This window comes from Escherichia sp. HH41S, assembly GCF_009820115.1.
GTDB lineage: Bacteria > Pseudomonadota > Gammaproteobacteria > Enterobacterales > Enterobacteriaceae > Escherichia > Escherichia coli_F.
Window position 1 is genome coordinate 16727 of sequence record NZ_VNXE01000015.1, and the last position, 20150, is coordinate 36876.

The window sequence follows — 20150 nt, forward strand, 5'->3', positions numbered from 1 at the left end:
AAATGGCTCGTTCTTTTAAAGTCTTATCGCCAACGGCAATCCTCGGGTATGGATTCCCGGAAGAGAGCTTCCGCAAAGCGATGGCAGAATCGCCCGATCTGATCGCCGTTGATGCAGGCTCTTCCGATCCTGGCCCCCACTACCTCGGGGCGGGCAAACCGTTTACCGATCGCGCAGGGGTCAAGCGCGATCTGCGCTATATGATCACCGCAGGCGTGCAAAATAATATACCGGTGGTGATCGGAACGGCCGGCGGTTCTGGTGCCGCTCCACACCTGGAGTGGTGCCGAGAAATAATTCATGAGATTGCCCGGGAAGAGCACCTCGCGTTCTCGATGGCGCTGATCCCGGCAGACGTTGACAAAGCCATCGTCCACCAGGCGCTGGATAACGGCAAAATCACAGCGCTGGATTTTGTCCCGCCGTTAACCCACGACGCGATTGACGAAAGTACGTATATCGTCGCGCAAATGGGCATCGAACCCTTCCAGCAGGCGCTGAAAGAAGGCGCGCAAGTGGTGCTGGGCGGGCGCGCTTACGACCCGGCCTGCTTTGCTGCGCTACCGATCATGCAAGGCTTTGATGAAGGTCTGGCGCTGCATTGTGGGAAAATCCTTGAATGCGCGGCAATCGCCGCAACGCCCGGCTCAGGCTCTGACTGTGCGATGGGCATCATTGATGACAACGGCTTTACGCTGAAGACATTTAATCCGAAGCGTAAATTTACCGAAACGTCAGCGGCTGCACACACACTGTATGAGAAATCCGATCCCTACTTCCTGCCAGGACCTGGCGGCGTGTTGAACCTGAAAGGCTGCACATTTAAAGCGGTCAATGACGGCGAAGTGTACGTCAGCGGTTCTAAGCATGAAGAAACGCCGTATGCCCTGAAACTGGAAGGTGCGCGGCGGGTGGGCTTCCGCTGTCTGACCATCGCAGGAACGCGCGACCCGATCATGATCGCCGGGATCGATAAAATCATCGATGAAGTCAAAACCAGCGTTTCGCGTAACCTGTCGCTCGACGATGACAGCATTCGCATCAATTTCCACCTGTACGGCAAAAACGGGGTGATGGGCGACCATGAACCGATGCAAACTGCCGGGCATGAGCTGGGGATTGTCCTTGATGTAGTTGCACCGACCCAGGATATTGCCAATAGCGTTTGCTCGCTGGTGCGCTCTACCATGCTGCACTACGGCTATGAAAACCGCATCGCTACCGCAGGCAACCTGGCGTTCCCGTTCTCCCCTTCTGATATCCAGGGCGGGCCGGTATACGAATTTTCCATATATCACCTGATTGAAGCCAACGACGCTCTGCGTTTTGATTTCCATATTGAACAGGTGACGCCAGAAGGAGTTCAGGCATGAAACAGTCAATTGTCTCACTGGCGCAAGTCATTCGTTCGAAAAATGCCGGACCTTACGAACTGGTTTTAGATATTTTATTTAAAACGAAAGAAAACTATGAGCGAGTAAAATCATCAGGGCAATTAACCCCAGAACTGATTGCGCGCTTATATCATGTTGAACCTGACTTTATTCATCGTATTGTCTGGTTTGATCCTTCTAACGCAGTAAAAATTGTCATGCCACGAGATATTATCTCCGGGAATGTAGGTGACAATGATGTCTATGGCGCACAGCAACATGCACCTTTATTAAATATGAGTTTCGATTTGTAAAAATCCGAACACTTTTAGCCAACTGACATCCCGTCACTTATTGCAGCTCAACACTTCAGCTATTTGTAAGGTTGTTATAGCAGGTAGATGCCTGAATCTCTATTCAGGCATCCACTTCTCCTGATTCTGATTTATCGCCGTGCACCTGATGGAGGAAAAAATGAAGAAAATAAGTTTAACCACGATGATTCTTTTGGCGCTGGTACTTGGAATGATTATCGGCGTAGTGCTCAATAACACTGCTTCACCGGAAACAGCAAAACTCTATGCGCAAGAAATATCGATATTCACGACGATTTTCTTACGACTGATAAAAATGATTATCGCTCCGTTAGTGGTCTCTACCCTGGTGGTAGGTATTGCTAAAATGGGCGATGCCAAAGCCCTTGGTCGTATTTTTTCTAAAACACTCTTTTTATTTATTTGCGCCTCATTGCTGTCAATTGCCTTAGGCTTGATAACGGTAAATTTCTTCATGCCAGGCACAGGAATTAATTTTGTTGCACACGGTGCCGAAACCACCGGAGTGGTCGCGTCAGAACCCTTTACACTAAAAGTATTTATTTCGCATGCTTTCCCCACCAGCATTGTCGATGCCATGGCGCACAATGAAATTTTGCAAATCGTGGTGTTCTCAATTTTCCTCGGCTGTAGCCTGACGGCGATTGGTGAGAAAGGCAGCGCCATCGTTCACGCCTTAGATTCGCTGGCACATGCCATGTTAAAGCTCACTGGCTACGTCATGCTCTTCGCTCCCCTGACCGTATTCGCCGCTATTTCAGCATTGATTGCTGAACGAGGACTGGCAGTTATGGTGAGCGCCGGGATCTTTATGGGTGAATTTTATTTCACCATGTTATTACTTTGGGTGCTGCTTATCGGTCTGGCCATCGTTTATGTCGGCCCCTGCATCAGACGCCTGACCCGCGCCCTTTCAGAACCCGCCCTGCTGGCATTTACCACATCCAGTTCTGAAGCTGCTTTTCCGGGAACGCTTGAAAAACTGGAGCAATTTGGCGTTTCCCCCAAAATTGCCAGCTTTGTCTTACCCATTGGCTACTCATTTAATCTCGTTGGATCAATGGCCTACTGCTCCTTCGCCACAGTTTTCATCGCCCAGGCCTGCAATATCCATTTATCCATCGGTGAGCAAATCACCATGCTGTTGATCCTGATGTTGACCTCGAAAGGAATGGCTGGCGTACCACGCGCCTCAATGGTGGTTATCGCCGCCACGCTCAACCAGTTCAATATTCCGGAAGCGGGGCTGATCTTGCTGATGGGCGTTGATCCGTTCCTTGATATGGGGCGTTCCGCGACAAACGTCATGAGCAACGCAATGGGCGCTGCGATGGTGAGTCGGTGGGAAGGCGAACATTTCGGCGAGGGCTGTCGGGGTAAAGCATTAAAACCCAATGAATCGAACGTTGCTCTGCCCTGAGGGGGATCTTAAGCAATCAGAAGCCAATGACTACGCATTTTTATAAGCCGGATCATGAAGTTAGACGGCAATTAAGTAACACTAACGTTTAAGGTGAAAAGTGAAATATGTCCAAACCATTTATCTGGCAAGAACCGTTTCTACAAAATAAAGACGGTACAGAATATACATTAATTAGCGATCAACATATTACAGTAACGGAATTAGACGGCGAAGAAGTAATAAAAATCGCTCCTGAAGCATTAACGCTGCTTGCCCGGCAGGCATTTTATGAAGCCTCTTTTTTCTTACGTTCCGCTCATTTGCAACAGGTCGCCAGCATTCTTAACGATCCGCAGGCCAGCAGTAATGATAAATACGTTGCGTTGCAGTTATTACGTAATGCTGAAGTCTCAGCAAAAGGGGTATTACCCAACTGTCAGGATACCGGCACCGCAACTATTGTTGCCAGTAAAGGGCAACAGATATGGACGGGAGGTAACGACGCTGAAGCCTTAAGCAAAGGCATTTACAGTACTTTCCAGGAAAATAATCTGCGCTTTTCACAAAATGCGCCGCTGGATATGTATACCGAAGTCAATACGCAAACCAATCTTCCGGCGCAGATTGATATCAGCGCTGTCGCTGGTAATGAGTACCATTTTCTCTGTGTTAATAAAGGGGGCGGCTCCGCCAATAAAGCCGCACTTTATCAGGAAACCAAATCCTTATTGCAACCAGAAAAACTGACCGCATTTTTAATCGACAAAATGAAATCGTTGGGCACGGCCGCCTGCCCGCCCTACCACATCGCCTTTGTCGTCGGAGGGCTTTCAGCCGATCAAACCTTAAAAGTTGCCAAGCTGGCCTCTACGAAATATTACGACAATTTGCCCACCAGCGGAAACGAGCAGGGACAAGCATTCCGTGATATTGAGCTGGAAAAAGCGTTGCTCGAGGCCAGTCAGCAATTTGGTATTGGTGCGCAATTTGGGGGTAAATATTTCGCTCATGATATTCGCGTCATTCGTCTGCCGCGTCACGGTGGCTCTTGCCCGATAGCTATGGCGCTCTCCTGTTCTGCCGATCGCAATATCAAAGCAAAAATTAACAAGCATGGTATCTGGCTGGAAAAACTCGAACACAATCCGGGGCAATATATTCCAGCCTCACTGCGGGAAGAAAATCACGCGCAACATGTACAGCTGGATCTAAACCGTCCGTTGCGTGACGTGATGCAGGATCTCGCCAGATTACCGGTAGGTACCCGCGTGTCGTTAAGTGGTCCCATCGTAGTGGCGCGCGATATCGCCCACGCAAAAATAAAAGCGCGGCTGGATAGCGGCGAATCGATGCCGGATTACCTGAAGCATCATATTGTCTATTACGCTGGCCCGGCGAAAACACCGGAGAACATGGCCTGCGGTTCACTGGGTCCAACCACGGGCGGTCGAATGGACGGTTATGTCGAAACCTTCCAGGCGGCTGGCGGCAGTCTGGTAATGTTATCGAAAGGTAACCGCAGCCAGCAGGTCACCGATGCCTGTCACAAACATGCAGGCTTCAATCTGGGAAGTATTGGCGGTGCAGCTGCGTTACTGGCGCAAGAATATGTCAAAAGTCTGCGTTGCCTGGAATACCCGGAGCTGGGTATGGAGGCGGTGTGGATGATGGAAGTGGAAAATCTGCCCGCATTCATCCTGGTTGATGATAAAGGCAATAATTTCTTTAGCCAGTTTGAGCAGCAACACCGCTGCGCCAGTTGCCCTGCGGGACATTAAGGAAAATGAATGGAAGCGCGAATTTCAACTGAACGGCATGTGCAGCGCCAACAGAAATTGAAGGAACAGGTCGATACGCGCGTCGCGGCGGCGATAGAGAAAAAAGGGATCTTGATTGTTTTCACCGGCAACGGCAAAGGGAAATCCACTGCCGCGTTTGGTACTGTGACGCGCGCGGTGGGTCATGGCAAAACGGTGGGGGTTGCGCAGTACATCAAGGGGCAATGGGACAACGGCGAATACAACCTTCTCCAGCCGCTGGGGGTTGAGTTTCATATTATGGGAACCGGTTTTACCTGGGAGACTCAGAACCGGCAAGCGGATATCGACGCGGCGAAAGAGGTCTGGTCGGAAAGCAAACGGATGCTGGCTGACAAGCGTTACGACTTAGTGGTGCTTGATGAGCTGACCTATATGCTGGCTTACCATTATCTGGACACCGAAGAAGTGATCACTTCTCTGCAAAACCGCCCGGCACAACAAAGTGTCATTGTCACCGGACGCAGTTGCCACAGTCAGATATTAAAAATGGCGGATACGGTCAGCGAAATCCGCCCCGTCAAACATGCTTTTGATAACGGCATTCAGGCGCAGCCGGGTATCGACTGGTAATAACTGCGCCTGGCATCCAGCCAGGCGCAGGTTTTACATCTCCTGCGGTACGACCGATTTCGCCAGCAACCATTCACGAAATTGCTGCAAGTGCGGCGAGTCAGACTTCTCTTCCTGCCACGTCATAATAAAACGATTACCGGTACGAATAGGCACATCACAGGGAATCACCATATCGCCACTATCCAAATCATGTTGAATAGCGAACCGTGGTAACAGCGCCACGCCGAGATTAGAGCGCACGGCGGCAATCAGCATTGAAAGCAAATCGAAACGTGGTCCGTTATTGACCAGCGGACTGCTAACGCCAGATAAAGCAAACCACTCTTCCCAGCCAGTAATACGGGTGCTTTGATGCAGAAGTGGTAACTCAGTAAGCAGTTCTGCCACTGACAGTTTTTGATCGGACATTGCAAGCAAACTGCCGCTGCATACCGGCAAAATCTCCTCTTCAAAGAGATATTCTACTTCCGCCCAGGGCGCGCAAAAATTTTCGCGCATAATGACAGCATCGTACTCCCGATTAAGAAAATCGCCGTTATTAGCTAAAGAATGAATATTAACAATAATATCGGGATGTAACTTTGTGAATTCATGTAAATTTGGGATTAACCAGTGGGTACTAAACGTAGGATTAACGGCAAGTTCAATAACCTGAACCGTAGGCTGCCAGGTCATAATCGTATTGGTATCGCGCTCCAATTTATTTAATGTTTCTTTTACTATCCCCAGGTAATACTTCCCTGCATCATTAAGAAAAATGCGTTTTTTAGAGTGTGAAAATAACGGAGTATGTAAAAATTCCTCCAACGCACTTACTTGTCTGAATACTGCACTTTGGGTTAACGCTAACTCCTCTGCCGCTCTGGTATAACTTTCATGACGTGCGACGACCTCAAAAGTCACCAGCAGCTCCGTTTTAGGTATTTTTCCTCGCATAATGCCGTCCCTTAAAAATAGTTTAAACCATCAAAAATACATTACTTATTACGAAGTAATGGTAACCAAAGCAGCAATAAATAATTTATAAGAATCATGATTAACATTTATAACCCAGTAAGCCTGGCGTGACAATTATCTTAATCAGATAATAATAATCCGAAAAGCACAGCACCTTTCGGATTATCAGGAATTACATTAAGTGAAAATTATTAAATTGATATCATTTATCATATCTGTGGATATAATGATAAACAATCAACATAGATTTTATTTTTGATTTATAGCATATCCCTCTAAGAATTTTTGCGATGCTTCAATATCCGGGGTAAAGACCCGATCCTGACTGACAAATGGCACGACTTGACGATAAGCGGTGAACATCGCTTTTGTTGATTTGCCTAACGCCAGCTGTGGATCGGCTTGCAAGCGCAAATCAATCGCCTGGGCAGAATGCATCAGTTCAATGCCATAAATGACATTCAAATTATCAACAACCTGTTTCAATCTTCTCGCCGCGTGGTCGTTATTGGCACCCGTATCTTCAATGCCTCCGGCTACCGGTTGAATATCGAAAGAAACCGGGTTAGCGAGATCGACATTTTCCGCATGCAGCGCAACAAACGGGATATGTAATGAACCGAAGCCATGACCTTTATTACCTGCTGCCGACAGGAAGCGTGACAAACCGGTAAAGTGATCATCTTCAAGATGCAGCGAGCGGCGCATACTGTTATGTGAAACATGCACTAACGCCACGGTCAGACGCTGGGTGGCAAGCGCAACCGGTAACGATTCGAAATTCGCCGTCGGGAAGATCCCACCGCTGATTGCCCCATCTTTAACAAAATATTGCGCGACCTGACTGGAGTCCTGATACGCTTTGTCTGCATTCAGCACGGTTGCCGGGTTGTCATCGGAACTGTTGATCTGCACGGTAATGGTATCTTCAGCATCGCGCAACGCGCGCATTGCCTCAGAAATGGTATACACCGTCGTTCTGAACGATAACGGATCCTGCAATGCACGTTTGTCATCCTTATGCCATAAATAAGAACCACTTAACGCATCGCGAATCTCTTTAGCGGAATCAGCCAACTGCGGGAAAGGACGCACGGCGATCGACTGCGGCAGTACCGGCGCGACATTGCCATTCAACGCTTCGAGGCTCATGGCGAAAACCACCGGACTGACATTCAGCACCTGGCGTGCCGACCGTACCGCTTCAATTGCATATGCTGTTCCGACACTGTTGTTCGACAAAATCGCCAGCATATCTTTACCCTGCGGGACCAGTGGTTTAAGCCCCACTTTCACCAGCGCATCGCCACCACTCATTTCCACGCCATTAACCCGCGCTTTCCACTCGCCCATCATCACCAGACCAACGTGTGAAGCGAGCATAATATCCGCTGCGCCGATACTTCCCCGCGCCGGAATTAACGGCGTAACGCCTCGATTAATAAACTCGGCATACAACTCGGCAATATAAGGCTGCGCGCCGGTTTGCCCATGCAACATAGTATTTAAACGTAACACCATTGAGAGACGGGCAAGATAATCCGGCAACATCGGACCGACGCCCGCAGAATGGGCGCGCAGCGCGGCAGCATTAAATTTTTTCGATGCGTCAATCACCTCAGGCGTTAAATTTCCTTTGGCATCAAATATGGGCTGATCTTTATTTAGCCCCACGCCCACGGTTAAGCCATAAACAGGCGTACCTGAATGCGCGGCAGTCATCACCAGATCATAACTTTTTTCCATGCGCTCCATGGCGTTCGACGCGATTTTGACGCCGTTATCACCTAATGCAATTGACCAGGCCTGGTCAATAGAGAGATGTTCGCCATCCAGCGTAATGGTTGATTTTGCCATCGCGATGGAGCAAACGCTCCAGAGCACAACGGTGACAGTGACTCTGCGTATCAATCCTTTCATTGTGTTTCCTTATTTTGATGAGTTTAACAACGGATTACTGCAACAACCTCTTAATTTGTTTTATCTGTTTTTCCTCGACGGACAATAGTGGCAGCCAGGCGAGCGGCAACCTTCGCGGTCAAATTATCGCGGTCCAAATCTGGGTTCAGTTCGGCAATATCCGCAGCAATCAACTTCTCGCTACCGGCAATTAAATTCACAATAGCCTCAGCAATATTTAATGGCACGCCTAACGGCGAAGGCGCAGAAACGCCAGGAGCCTGATAACCCGGTAAGACATCAAGACAAATCGTTAAATAAATGGCGTCACACGCCTGAATATCTGCCGAGAGCGCATTAACAATCTCATGCAAACCACGTTCAAATTGCAGAGATTCATCCAGCCAATAACGCACACCAGGACAATCAGCACGATCAAATAACGCCTGAGTGTTGGCATAACGGCTTATTCCCAGCACGCGATAATGAAACGGTTTGCCATGCTGCGCATTCCACTCCTGCATCTGCCGAAACGGCGTACCCGAATTGGCCTTTTCCGCCATCCGCAAATCAAAATGCGCGTCAAGGTTGACTATCAGCAGTCGCCGAATATCCGGACGCGACTGCATAATCCCCTGAAATGTTCCCCATGCCACTTCATGACCGCCGCCCAGAACGACCGGCAAACTGCCGCGCGCAATTGCCATAGCCACGTTTTCCGCCAGACGGTTTTGTGCGGGTTCCAGCGCGTGGTCTTCGCTTTGCACGTCACCCATGTCAAAAATAGCGCCTTCATGGAGCACTGGCATATTGCCCAACATGCTGCGTAATGCGCCCGGTCCGCCTGCTGCGCCCGCTCGCCCACCGTTACGTTGCACCCCGTCATCGACGGCAAAACCAATCAGCGTACTGCCTCCATGACTTTGTTCGGTAAACGGTTTTACATGCTGATGCCAGCGGGTGCTGACGCCAGTTTCCTGCGAGTCAACACGTCCACTCCATGCCATAAATGTTTGCTTCATTACCAACTCCTTTTTCCGCCGACAATCAGCCCCAGACAAGGCTGATGTCCAAACCAGTAAGCCAGCTCACGCGGATGATTAAGATCCCAAACAGCCATATCCGCCCGTAGTCCCGGCGCAAGTTCACCCCGATCAACAAGTCCAAGCGCTTTTGCCGCATGACGTGTAACGCCCTGAACGGCTTCCAGCGGGGTCATGTGAAACAGCGTACAGGCCATATTGATCATCAACTGCAATGACATGTTGGGAGACGTTCCGGGGTTATGATCCGTGGAGATGGCAATCGGCACACCTGCGGCCCGCAGAGCGACAATCGGCGGCAGATGGGTTTCGCGCAGGAAGTAATAAGCACCGGGAAGCAAAACCGCCACTGTTCCAGCCGCTTTCATGGCGGCGATCCCCGACTCGCTCAGGTACTCCAGATGATCGCAGGAGAGTGCAGAAAACGCCGCTGCCAGCGCCGCGCCTTGCTGGTCAGAAAGCTGTTCGGCATGCAGTTTTACAGGTAATCCATAGCTTTGCGCTTTACTGAAAACGCGCCGTACCTGCTCTGGAGTAAAGGCGATGTTTTCACAAAAAGCATCAACTGCATCAATCAGCCCCTGTTCATGCAACACGCACATCCAGTCGCAAAGCGCCGTAATGTAATCATCACTGCGCCCGGCAAACTCTGGCGGCAGGCTGTGCGCCCCGAGAAACGTAGACTGAATATGTAACCCGGTAGATTGCTGCAAGCGGCGGATCACGCGTAAACAACGCGCTTCATCTTCCAGCGTTAAGCCATAACCCGATTTGATTTCAAGCGTACTGACGCCTTCACGTTGCCAGTTTCGCAGTCGCTGCGCCGCCAGTTCAAACAGCTGTGTTTCGCTGGCTGCCCGCGTGGCATTAACCGTAGATAAGATCCCGCCGCCCGCTCTGGCGATATCTTCATAAGCCACGCCTTGCAACCGCATCTCAAACTCGTTCGCCCTCTGGCCGCCATACACCAGATGTGTATGACAATCTACCAGACCGGGTGTCAGCAACTTACCCTGTAGATCGTGTTCTTCTGTAATATCAGCCGTCAGTTCACGGGGGATCTGCGTGGCCTTCCCAAGCCAGACAATCGAGTCACCGCGGCTGATTAATGCACCGTTTTCAATCACCCCCCAATCATTAGCCGAAAGCGTCGTCAGGGTGGTATTTCGCCAGAGCGTAAATGCACTCATAAGGATTTTTCCCCTCGTAGATAATAAATCCACCAACCCGCCAGCTCGCCGACGGAGACTTTTTGCTGTGGTACGAAACGCCAGGAGTTGCCATCAGGCGCAAACCGCCATAACAACGTATTCGCCGTTACAAACACCCTGTTCTCGCCGCTTATCCACTCCCCTTCACACAGCGTGAACAGCCCCGCTTGCGCATGCGCCGGAGGGAGCCAGTCAATGACGCTTTGCACACGACGCATCCCCGCATCGCCTTCCCGCGCCATAATATTCAGATCGCGAACCCCGCCGCCCAGCAGCTGACAATCAGGCATTGCTTCTCCAGGGAAAATTAAGGCGGGATCGTGACGTTGCAGGTTGATGATCGAATCGGCAAACGTTAGCTTCACCCCTTCCCCGTCGAGGATCGCGAGGCCACGAACCACGCCAGGCCACGCTGAAAAAGGGCCATCCTGACTGACATTCGCCATACTGATGCGCAACAACCAGTTTTCATCATCGGGCCAGGCAAGCAGCTGTCGGGTAAATCCCCCGCCGTTGCGCCACGGTTGCAGCGGCTTATCCATTGCAGAAATCAGCATCGGTTCCATATTAAGACTCGGGATAAATCGTATAAGCAGGAACGCAGGTGGTGCGTTTGGCCCACGGGTAATAGATAACGGCGGTAATTAACAAGCCGACAATCCAGGAGATATCCGCCCCATCCATCAGGACAGAAATGGGTCCCTGATACAGTTTTTGATTCAGGAAGGGGATCTGCACCAACACGCCTACGCCATAGCACGTCAAAGCGGTTTTGTTATACGCGCCATAACGCCCTTCCGGGGTATAAAGCGCTGGAATATCGGTTTTACCTTGTGAGATGAAGTAATAATCGATGAGATTAATGGCACTCCACGGAACAAATACCGTCAACAGTAGCAGAACGAAGTTTTTGAAATTATTCAAAAAATCTGCGCTTGCCGCCAGCGCGACGACCATCGACAACAGCACGAACCCTACAACGTAGGCAGCACGAACACGCTGTGAAACCTGACTGCGATCATTAAAGGCGCTGACGGTCGCCAGAATCGACATAAAGCCACCGTAGGCATTCAAACAGTTCACCGTCAGTTTGCCGCAAACAATCACCATATAAATCAGAATGGCGAAGGTGGGTCCGGCTAACTCGCCCATAAAACCAACCTGATCCTTCAGGAAGTTAGCACCACAGGCCGCAACAAGTACGCCAAACGTCATGGCACATTGCGCACCAAGCGTGGTTCCCAGAAAGGTGGCAAAGAAGATTGATTTTGCTGGCGTATCAGAGGGTAAATAGCGGGAATAATCAGAGGCGTAAGGGGCAAACGTTAATTGCCATCCGGCAGAGAGAGCAATCGTTAATAAAAAGACCGACAGACTAAATGGCTTTTGACCAAATGCCGCAGCCACATCGTAGTGACCGCTAAGTTGAGTGGCCAGGTAAATAAACCCCAGAATACTTAATATCCCTGCAACACGGCCAACGACGTGAATTAGTTTATAACCGACCAATGCGATCATCGCGGTCAGCATGCCGAAAATAATAATTCCGGTCGATGCCGATTCGAAACCAAATATCCGGTTAATCGCCTGACCGGATAATACTGTACCCGTCGCGGCAAATCCAAGGTACATAATAATCACCATCAGTAACGGTAGCGCCGCTCCTTTAACGCCAAAGCGGATACGACTGGAGATCATCTGGGGTAATCCCAGCTTTGCCCCCTGCGACGAGTGCAATGCCATTACTGCACCACCAATAATATTACCGATTAATAAACCAATTATTGCTGACATAGCTTCGGAGCCAAAAATAATCGCTAACGCGCCGTCCACCACTGCGGTAATTTGTAAGTTAGCACTTAGCCATAAAGTAAACTGACTAGATGGCGCGCCGTGGCGAGCAGACTCAGGAACGGCGTTAATCGTATTTGATTCTAATACTGGCTTTTTACTGCGGATAGGGCTGCTTGATTCCATGAAAAAGTCTCCTGCAAAATGAGAGGTCATTTTTTGAAACAGCAATAGAGGGTCGGGAGATATTTCTCTCGACGATGTAAAAATATTTTTTGATAATTATTGTTATACAGGCGAATTATTCTCCGCCTGTATTAGCGCAAATATTAAATGACGGCGTTAATATTTAGCGAATCATCGGTAATTTCAGACCATAGTTTTTGGCACATTCAATTGCCGCTTCATAACCCGCATCCGCATGACGCATAACCCCGGACGCACAGTCATTCACCAGCACACGCGCCAGACGTTTTTCGGCTTCTTCGCTACCATCGGCAACAATAACCATCCCGGCGTGTTGTGAATACCCCATCCCGACGCCGCCGCCATGATGCAGGGATACCCACGTTGCTCCCCCTGCAGTGTTGAGCAAACCGTTGAGCAACGGCCAGTCAGAAACCGCATCACTGCCATCAAGCATGCTTTCGGTTTCGCGGTTCGGGCTGGCGACAGAACCGGTATCAAGATGATCGCGCCCAATCACAATCGGTGCTTTTAGTTCACCGTTGCGCACCATTTCGTTGAATGCCAGCCCCGCCAGGTGACGCTCACCAAGCCCCAGCCAGCAAATACGTGAAGGAAGTCCCTGGAAGGCAATGCGCTCGCGCGCCATATCCAGCCAGCGATGCGTCAGTACGTTATTGGGGAACAACTCTTTAATTTTGGCATCGGTTTTATAGATATCTTCCGGGTCGCCAGACAGCGCCACCCAACGGAATGGACCTTTGCCTTCACAAAACATTGGACGAATATAAGCCGGAACAAAGCCCGGGAAATCAAAGGCATTTTGCAGACCTTCGTTGAAGGCCACCTGGCGGATGTTGTTGCCATAATCGACAACCGGGATCCCCATCGCCTGGAAGTCCAGCATCCCCTGAACATGTGCGACGCAGCTCTGTGCCGCTTCTTTTTGCAATCTGGCGTGTTGCTGTGGATCCTGCTGTGCAGCGCGCCATTGTTCTACGCTCCAGCCCATCGGTAGGTAGCCATAAACCAGATCGTGAGCGGAAGTCTGGTCGGTTACCAGATCCGGCTTAATCGCCCCCTGATGCGCACGTTTCACCAGCTCAGGAACAATTTCCGCCGCATTGCCCAACAGCGCGATTGAAACAGCGTCTTTGCGCTCGGTATGGTATTTAATCAGCGCCAGTGCATCATCAAGATCTTTCGCTTGTTTATCGACATAACGGGTACGCAGTCGGAAGTCGATGCTACTTTGCTGGCACTCGATATTTAATGAGCACGCCCCCGCCAGAGTCGCCGCCAGCGGTTGTGCGCCACCCATACCACCGAGCCCCGCGGTCAGGATCCATTTTCCACTCAGCGAATTGTTGTAGTGCTGACGACCCGCTTCAACAAAGGTTTCGAACGTTCCCTGCACAATGCCCTGACTACCGATGTAGATCCACGAGCCAGCGGTCATCTGGCCGTACATGAACAGACCTTTACGATCCAGTTCATTGAAATGATCCCAGTTGGCCCATTGCGGTACCAGGTTAGAGTTGGCAATCAATACGCGCGGCGCATCGGTATGCGTTTTAAACACGCCTACGGGTTTACCGGACTGAACCAGCAGTGACTCATCAGCTTCCAGATTTTTCAGTGATTCAAGGATCTTGTCAAAACACTCCCAGTTACGTGCCGCACGACCAATACCACCATACACCACCAGATGCTGTGGATTTTCGGCAACGTCGGGATCAAGGTTGTTCTGCAACATCCGGTAGGCTGCTTCAATTTGCCAGTTTTTGCAGTGCAGCTGCGTACCGTGTGGCGCATGGATTACACGGCTGGTATCAATACGCGGGTCTGAAGGCTTACTCATGAATCTTCTCCTGTTACTTGATAAAATTAAACGCTGTAATCGGTCAGAAAAAACGAACGAATGAATATAGAAACGGTTTCTATAATTCCCGTTTATCATTTTGTATTATTAATTCATTTAGTGAATATTGTTTGTCTTGGTATATTCACTATGAATATAAATTCAAAACCACCAACGCGTTGTATGCGAATTCAATATGCTTAATTTAACTTGTCGAAAAAGTGATATTGTTGGCAAAATATTTTCTAATTTGAACATATGAATATGATGAGATTGCAAGATGTCAGTAATTTAATTATCTAAGAAATGCGTTAATAACGACCAGATATTAGCGTAACAACAGGTGTTCCGACACCACACAGTGCGCATAACACAATGATATTTAAAATAAGATCTTCATTATTCGTCATAAAGACATGTTTTATTATCATTAATAATCCATTTGTTTTCATCCCACTTTTGATAATTAAAAAACGGCAACAATGGCTAGTTACCCGACGTAAAAATAGGCGTAAAAATAAATCTTAAAATATATCCACTGGAAATTATCATTTTTCATATTTTACAATCTGGCGTCGATAACTTACCCCTTTTATAACACCCCCGTTTGTTAATAGTCTTTTTTATCTTGTATTGATCGTCATTGCTGCATACACTACGCGCGTTTTCTTTCCCTTTTGCTGGCTGCTGACCGGAAAGACAAAATTACCCTCGCAATACAGGGGGTTGATTAACGTCTATATTTCAGGACAGCGTTATGCATCATCTTTCAAGGCTTGATAAAGCCTTTCTGCGCAAAGGGATCCAACTTTCCCGCGCCAACAATATTGTTTCATTATGTCGTCCATCAGGAGCCAGTGCCCGCGTACTGCTGCCGGACGAACTGCCGCTGGAAGAAAAAGCAGTGACACAACTGCTTGATTTTGCAGAAGTGAAGATACCAGGCCATCCAGGTTACGTACGCCAGACGTGCGCGACGCCAGATTTTCATCCCGGCAATGGCGTCCCCGTTGGCGCGGTGGTGGCCTCAACGCCGGATTTAGTCATTCCCGCCGCCATCGGCACCGATATTTCTTGTGGCATGCGGCTGCTGACGACCGGATTAACCCTTGAGCAAGCCGAAGCGAATAAAGAAATAATCACTCAGCGGTTAACACAAGTGTTACTGCAGAATGAGCGCGATGTTCCGTTATCCGCACGAGCGTTCACCGCGCTTTTTGATGGCGGACCGGCAGATTGCATGTCGGCCTTGCCATCAGCAGGTCTCTGGACACGTACAAATATCCCCCGGATGACGCAAGAGATTGACCGCTGCATTGGGCTTAACGAGCATAACAGTCATTCGCGTTATGCCCCACCTGCCCTGCTGGCAACGGACCGCGCATTACTCCGCGATCCTTGTCTTGGTACGCCGGGTTCAGGTAATCATTTTATTGAACTTCAGGTCGTTGATAGCGTGGTTGATCGCCATGTAGCCTGGCAACAAGGGCTGAAAACAGGCGATATTGTGGTGATGATCCACAGTGGATCGCGAGATGTTGGCTTTTACGTCGGAAGACGCTGGATGGATCGCGCCCGTGCTGAATGGCCCACCGGACATAAACATCCACAAAGCGGGTTATATGGTCTGGCAGGCGGACTGGCGGAGGAATATCTACAAGCGATAGGAATGGCGGCGCGTTACGCGTGGTTAAATCGCGTGACAATTGCCGAAATGGTGCGCGTATGTCTTGCCAATCTCTTTCATCAGGACAATTCGCATCTGGTGGTGGATGTGCCACATAACATCATCCTTCGCGAGCATGAAATGAATATTCATCGCAAAGGCGCAACACCGGCACGAGTGGGCAATCTGGCGTTAATCCCCGGTTCAATGGGCGATTATTCGTGGCTTGCGGTTGGTTGCGGCAACCCGGAGTGGCTGTGGTCATGCAGTCACGGAGCAGGACGCAGCCAGCGTCGGCAGGCCATGCGCTCACGCGCGACTGAAGAGTCAACGCTGCCGTGGCAATGCGTCACATTGCGCGAAGAACGACGTCTTGAAGAAGCGCCAGCGGCTTATAAAGATATTGGTCCGGTTATCGAAGCCCAACAAGAAGCCGGATTAATTCAGCCTGCGGTCAGATTTCGACCGTGGTTAACGTTTAAGGCATAAAAAAGGCCATCATACGATGGCCAACCATGTCGAAACCGACAGCCCTTCGCCATTCCTGTAGAGGGAAGCGGCGAGGGCTATTTCTTATTACAGATATTTATTTCAGAACAGTTTTCAGTGCTTCACCGATATCCGCCAGGCTGCGAACGGTTTTCACGCCTGCGGCTTCCAGAGCAGCGAATTTCTCATCCGCAGTCCCTTTCCCACCGGCAATGATGGCACCCGCGTGGCCCATACGTTTGCCTTTCGGCGCAGTTACACCAGCGATGTAACCTACAACTGGCTTGGTAACGTGCTCTTTGATGTACGCAGCCGCTTCTTCTTCAGCGCTACCGCCGATCTCACCGATCATCACGATCGCTTCGGTCTGCGGATCTTTTTCGAACATTTCGAGGATGTCGATAAAGTTAGAGCCAGGGATCGGGTCGCCGCCGATACCGACACAGGTCGACTGACCGAAACCGTAATCCGTGGTCTGTTTAACCGCTTCATAGGTGAGTGTACCGGAACGGGAAACGATACCCACTTTACCCGGTTTGTGAATGTGACCCGGCTGGATACCGATTTTGCATTCACCCGGAGTGATAACGCCCGGGCAGTTCGGGCCGATCATACGAACGCCTGCTTCATCCAGTTTCACTTTCACGGTCAGCATATCCAGCGTCGGGATGCCTTCAGTGATGGTGATAATCAGTTTGATACCTGCGTCGATGGCTTCCAGAATGGAGTCTTTGCAGAACGGAGCCGGTACGTAGATAACAGAAGCGGTAGCGCCAGTGGCAGCAACGGCTTCACGCACGGTGTTGAACACCGGCAGACCGAGGTGGGTAGTACCGCCTTTACCTGGGGTTACGCCGCCAACCATTTTAGTGCCGTATGCAATGGCCTGTTCAGAGTGGAAAGTCCCCTGGCTACCAGTAAAGCCCTGGCAGATAACCTTGGTGTTTTTATCAATTAAAATGGACATTATTTCCCCTCCACTGCGGCAACAACCTGCTGAGCTGCATCCGTCAGACCTTTTGCTGCAATAATATTCAGGCCGCTGTCAGCCAGTTTCTTCGCGCCGAGTTCGGCGTTGTTACCTTCCAGACGTACCACGACCGGTACGTTAACACCCACTTCCGCTACCGCGCCGATGATACCGTCAGCGATCAGGTCGCAACGAACGATACCACCGAAGATGTTAACCAGAACGGCTTTCACTTTGTCGTCAGAGAGGATGATTTTGAACGCTTCGGTTACACGTTCTTTGGTTGCGCCACCGCCAACGTCCAGGAAGTTAGCTGGTTCGCCACCGTGCAGTTTAACGATGTCCATGGTACCCATCGCCAGACCTGCGCCGTTAACCATACAACCGATGTTACCGTCCAGCGCAACGTAGTTCAGTTCCCACTGTGCAGCCTGTGCTTCACGTGGATCTTCCTGCGACTGGTCGCGCATTTCGCGCAGATCAGGCTGGCGGAACAGTGCGTTGCCATCAGCACCCAGTTTACCGTCGAGGCAGATCAGATCGCCCTGTTTGGTGATGACCAGCGGGTTGATTTCGATCAACGCCAGGTCGCGCTCCAGGAAAATGGTCGCCAGGCCCATGAAGATTTTGGTGAACTGCTGAACCAGTTTACCTTCCAGACCCAGTTTGAACGCCAGCTCGCGTCCCTGATACGGCATCGGGCCAGTCAGCGGATCAAGCGCAACTTTGTGGATCAGGTGCGGAGTTTCTTCCGCCACTTTTTCGATTTCCACGCCGCCTTCGGTGGAGGCCATAAAGACCACGCGACGGGAACTACGGTCTACAACGGCACCAAGATACAGCTCTTTAGCGATATCGGTCGCTGCTTCAACCAGAATCTGGTTAACCGGTTGGCCATTAGCATCTGTTTGATACGTTACCAGACGCTTGCCCAGCCAGTTTTCTGCAAAAGCACGGATGTCTTCTTTGCTGTTTACAACTTTCACACCGCCCGCTTTACCGCGGCCACCAGCGTGAACCTGACATTTCACTACCCACGGACCGGCACCGATTTTTGAAGCGGCTTCTTCTGCTTCGCGCGGAGTAGTACAGGCATAACCCACCGGTGCTGGTAAGCCATAGCGGGCAAACAGTTGTTTTGCCTGATATTCATGTAAGTTCATGTGTTCTGTCCATCCTTCAGTAATCGTTATCTTTTAAACCGTAGACCGAATATTTCGTATCGCTTCCGGGTATTGTCGGTCACCCGTAGGCCTGATAAGACGCGTCAGCGTCGCATCAGGCTTCAATTGCCGGAGAAAGCGATAATGCCTCATCCGGTCTACAGTGCAGGTGAAACTTAAACTACTACACGTCCAGCAGCAGACGCGTCGGATCTTCCAGCAACTCTTTGATCGTTACCAGGAAACCCACGGACTCGCGACCATCGATCAGACGGTGATCGTAGGACAGCGCCAGGTACATCATCGGCAGGATCTCAACCTGACCATTCACTGCCATCGGACGATCTTTGATAGCGTGCATACCCAGAATTGCGCTCTGCGGCGGGTTGATGATAGGCGTAGACATCAGGGAACCGAACACACCACCGTTGGTGATGGTAAAGTTACCACCGGTCAGATCTTCAACCGTCAGCTTGCCGTCACGGCCTTTAACTGCCAGCTCTTTAATTTTCTTCTCGATGTCTGCCATGCCGAGGGTATCGACATCACGCAGAACCGGCGTCACCAGGCCACGCGGCGTAGATACCGCCATGCTGACGTCGAAATAGTTGTGGTAAACCACATCATCGCCGTCGATAGAAGCATTCACTTCCGGGTAACGTTTCAGGGCTTCAACCACCGCTTTCACGTAGAAGGACATAAAGCCCAGACGGATGCCGTGACGTTTTTCAAACGCTTCACCATACTGCTTACGCAGATCCATAATCGGCTTCATGTTGACTTCATTGAACGTGGTCAGCATGGCGGTGGAGTTTTTCGCTTCCAGCAGACGCTCTGCCACACGCTTACGCAGGCGAGTCATCGGAACACGTTTTTCGCTACGTGCAGCCAGAGCCGGTTGCGCCGCCGTAGCAGCTGCTGCCGGTGCAGACTCTTTCGCCGGGGCTTTCGCCAGATGTTTTTCCACATCTTCACGGGTCAGACGACCACCTACACCGGTGCCTTTAATGGCGCTGGCATCAAGATTGTGTTCAGCCAAAAGGCGACGGATCGCAGGGCTTAACGCATCGTTGTTTTGCTCTTCCAGAGACGCCTGTTGGCGTTGTGCCGGAGTTGACGCTTTCTCTTCAGATTTGGCGCTGGTTTCTTTACCGGCGCTGTTGCCTTCACGCAGGCGACCAAGGATCTGACGAGACGTTACGGTTGTACCTTCATCTTCCAGAACCGCATCCAGAATGCCGTCTGCTGATGCCGGTACTTCCAGTACCACTTTGTCAGTTTCGATTTCTACCAGCACTTCATCACGTACGACTGCGTCGCCGGGTTTTTTATGCCAGGTTGCGACGGTGGCATCGGCTACGGATTCAGGCAGGTCAGGGACCAGAATATCTACGCTACTCATTGTGTATCC

The 20150-nt window shown here is 50.3% G+C and carries 16 protein-coding genes; 6 read left to right on the top strand and 10 right to left on the bottom strand.

Annotation, left to right across the window (positions count from 1 at the left end; translation table 11 throughout):
- The first annotated feature begins 2 nt into the window (after positions 1-2).
- The 5 genes from FQZ95_RS03285 to cobO all read left to right on the top strand — a co-directional run bounded on the left by FQZ95_RS03285 (position 3) and on the right by cobO (position 5500).
- Positions 3-1373, top strand: coding sequence for an acyclic terpene utilization AtuA family protein (locus FQZ95_RS03285; RefSeq protein WP_032183702.1), 1371 nt, complete (start codon positions 3-5; stop codon positions 1371-1373).
- A complete protein-coding gene (locus FQZ95_RS03290; RefSeq protein ID WP_000813947.1) occupies positions 1370-1687 on the top strand; it encodes a DUF4387 domain-containing protein in 318 nt (105 codons plus the stop codon). The genes FQZ95_RS03285 and FQZ95_RS03290 overlap by 4 nt, the downstream gene beginning before the upstream one ends.
- Before the next feature lie 160 nt (positions 1688-1847).
- Complete coding sequence (locus tag FQZ95_RS03295; RefSeq protein ID WP_000724204.1) at positions 1848-3128, top strand: dicarboxylate/amino acid:cation symporter; 1281 nt, start codon at positions 1848-1850, stop codon at positions 3126-3128.
- A 107-nt stretch (positions 3129-3235) separates the two neighbouring features.
- Entirely contained in the window at positions 3236-4888 is a 1653-nt protein-coding gene (locus tag FQZ95_RS03300; protein ID WP_105277502.1) for a class I fumarate hydratase, read from the top strand.
- Positions 4889-4897: 9 nt separating this feature from the next.
- Positions 4898-5500, top strand: a complete 603-nt coding sequence (cobO, locus tag FQZ95_RS03305; protein ID WP_000388210.1) for a cob(I)yrinic acid a,c-diamide adenosyltransferase — start codon at positions 4898-4900, stop codon at positions 5498-5500.
- A 33-nt stretch (positions 5501-5533) separates the two neighbouring features.
- Here cobO and FQZ95_RS03310 read toward each other — a convergent pair whose 3' ends face one another.
- From FQZ95_RS03310 to hutU, 7 genes are all read right to left on the bottom strand, one after another.
- A complete protein-coding gene (locus tag FQZ95_RS03310) occupies positions 5534-6439 on the bottom strand; it encodes a LysR substrate-binding domain-containing protein (RefSeq protein WP_001214260.1) in 906 nt (301 codons plus the stop codon).
- A 270-nt stretch (positions 6440-6709) separates the two neighbouring features.
- A complete protein-coding gene (locus FQZ95_RS03315) occupies positions 6710-8380 on the bottom strand; it encodes an HAL/PAL/TAL family ammonia-lyase (RefSeq protein WP_170881811.1) in 1671 nt (556 codons plus the stop codon).
- Between the two features lie 50 nt (positions 8381-8430).
- Positions 8431-9381 (bottom strand): formimidoylglutamase, encoded by a 951-nt coding sequence (gene hutG / locus FQZ95_RS03320; RefSeq protein WP_032183695.1) that lies wholly within the window; start codon positions 9379-9381, stop codon positions 8431-8433.
- A complete protein-coding gene (gene hutI / locus FQZ95_RS03325) occupies positions 9381-10592 on the bottom strand; it encodes an imidazolonepropionase (protein ID WP_105277501.1) in 1212 nt (403 codons plus the stop codon). Before hutI ends, hutG begins: the two co-directional genes overlap by 1 nt.
- Complete coding sequence (locus FQZ95_RS03330) at positions 10589-11179, bottom strand: HutD/Ves family protein (protein ID WP_032183692.1); 591 nt, start codon at positions 11177-11179, stop codon at positions 10589-10591. Before FQZ95_RS03330 ends, hutI begins: the two co-directional genes overlap by 4 nt.
- A gap of 1 nt (position 11180) precedes the next feature.
- Positions 11181-12590, bottom strand: coding sequence for a cytosine permease (locus tag FQZ95_RS03335; protein WP_088541583.1), 1410 nt, complete (start codon positions 12588-12590; stop codon positions 11181-11183).
- A 163-nt stretch (positions 12591-12753) separates the two neighbouring features.
- Positions 12754-14451 carry a urocanate hydratase gene (hutU, locus tag FQZ95_RS03340; RefSeq protein WP_088541582.1) on the bottom strand — a complete coding sequence of 566 codons (1698 nt, stop codon included), beginning with the start codon at positions 14449-14451 and terminating at the stop codon, positions 12754-12756.
- Positions 14452-15208: 757 nt separating this feature from the next.
- Between hutU and FQZ95_RS03345 the strand changes: the two genes are divergently transcribed.
- Positions 15209-16606 carry an RtcB family protein gene (locus FQZ95_RS03345; protein WP_105277500.1) on the top strand — a complete coding sequence of 466 codons (1398 nt, stop codon included), beginning with the start codon at positions 15209-15211 and terminating at the stop codon, positions 16604-16606.
- 97 nt (positions 16607-16703) lie between these two features.
- Here the strand turns inward: FQZ95_RS03345 and sucD are convergent, their stop codons facing one another.
- The 3 genes from sucD to odhB form a co-directional block, all read right to left on the bottom strand.
- On the bottom strand, positions 16704-17573 hold the full coding sequence (gene sucD, locus FQZ95_RS03350; RefSeq protein ID WP_000025458.1) for a succinate--CoA ligase subunit alpha: 870 nt from the start codon (positions 17571-17573) through the stop codon (positions 16704-16706).
- On the bottom strand, positions 17573-18739 hold the full coding sequence (gene sucC, locus FQZ95_RS03355) for an ADP-forming succinate--CoA ligase subunit beta (protein ID WP_001048602.1): 1167 nt from the start codon (positions 18737-18739) through the stop codon (positions 17573-17575). Before sucC ends, sucD begins: the two co-directional genes overlap by 1 nt.
- Before the next feature lie 184 nt (positions 18740-18923).
- A complete protein-coding gene (odhB, locus tag FQZ95_RS03360) occupies positions 18924-20141 on the bottom strand; it encodes a 2-oxoglutarate dehydrogenase complex dihydrolipoyllysine-residue succinyltransferase (protein ID WP_000099832.1) in 1218 nt (405 codons plus the stop codon).
- Between the last annotated feature and the right edge of the window lie 9 nt (positions 20142-20150).

Coding starts and splice junctions, on each gene's coding strand:
- FQZ95_RS03335 (WP_088541583.1), bottom strand. CDS start 12,590: ATGGAATCAAGCAGCCCTATCCGCAGTAAAAAGCCAGTATTAGAATCA.
- cobO (WP_000388210.1), top strand. CDS start 4,898: ATGGAAGCGCGAATTTCAACTGAACGGCATGTGCAGCGCCAACAGAAA.
- FQZ95_RS03300 (WP_105277502.1), top strand. CDS start 3,236: ATGTCCAAACCATTTATCTGGCAAGAACCGTTTCTACAAAATAAAGAC.
- FQZ95_RS03285 (WP_032183702.1), top strand. CDS start 3: ATGGCTCGTTCTTTTAAAGTCTTATCGCCAACGGCAATCCTCGGGTAT.
- hutG (WP_032183695.1), bottom strand. CDS start 9,381: ATGAAGCAAACATTTATGGCATGGAGTGGACGTGTTGACTCGCAGGAA.
- hutU (WP_088541582.1), bottom strand. CDS start 14,451: ATGAGTAAGCCTTCAGACCCGCGTATTGATACCAGCCGTGTAATCCAT.
- FQZ95_RS03315 (WP_170881811.1), bottom strand. CDS start 8,380: ATGAAAGGATTGATACGCAGAGTCACTGTCACCGTTGTGCTCTGGAGC.
- FQZ95_RS03295 (WP_000724204.1), top strand. CDS start 1,848: ATGAAGAAAATAAGTTTAACCACGATGATTCTTTTGGCGCTGGTACTT.
- FQZ95_RS03290 (WP_000813947.1), top strand. CDS start 1,370: ATGAAACAGTCAATTGTCTCACTGGCGCAAGTCATTCGTTCGAAAAAT.
- FQZ95_RS03310 (WP_001214260.1), bottom strand. CDS start 6,439: ATGCGAGGAAAAATACCTAAAACGGAGCTGCTGGTGACTTTTGAGGTC.
- FQZ95_RS03330 (WP_032183692.1), bottom strand. CDS start 11,179: ATGGAACCGATGCTGATTTCTGCAATGGATAAGCCGCTGCAACCGTGG.
- sucC (WP_001048602.1), bottom strand. CDS start 18,739: ATGAACTTACATGAATATCAGGCAAAACAACTGTTTGCCCGCTATGGC.
- hutI (WP_105277501.1), bottom strand. CDS start 10,592: ATGAGTGCATTTACGCTCTGGCGAAATACCACCCTGACGACGCTTTCG.
- sucD (WP_000025458.1), bottom strand. CDS start 17,573: ATGTCCATTTTAATTGATAAAAACACCAAGGTTATCTGCCAGGGCTTT.
- FQZ95_RS03345 (WP_105277500.1), top strand. CDS start 15,209: ATGCATCATCTTTCAAGGCTTGATAAAGCCTTTCTGCGCAAAGGGATC.
- odhB (WP_000099832.1), bottom strand. CDS start 20,141: ATGAGTAGCGTAGATATTCTGGTCCCTGACCTGCCTGAATCCGTAGCC.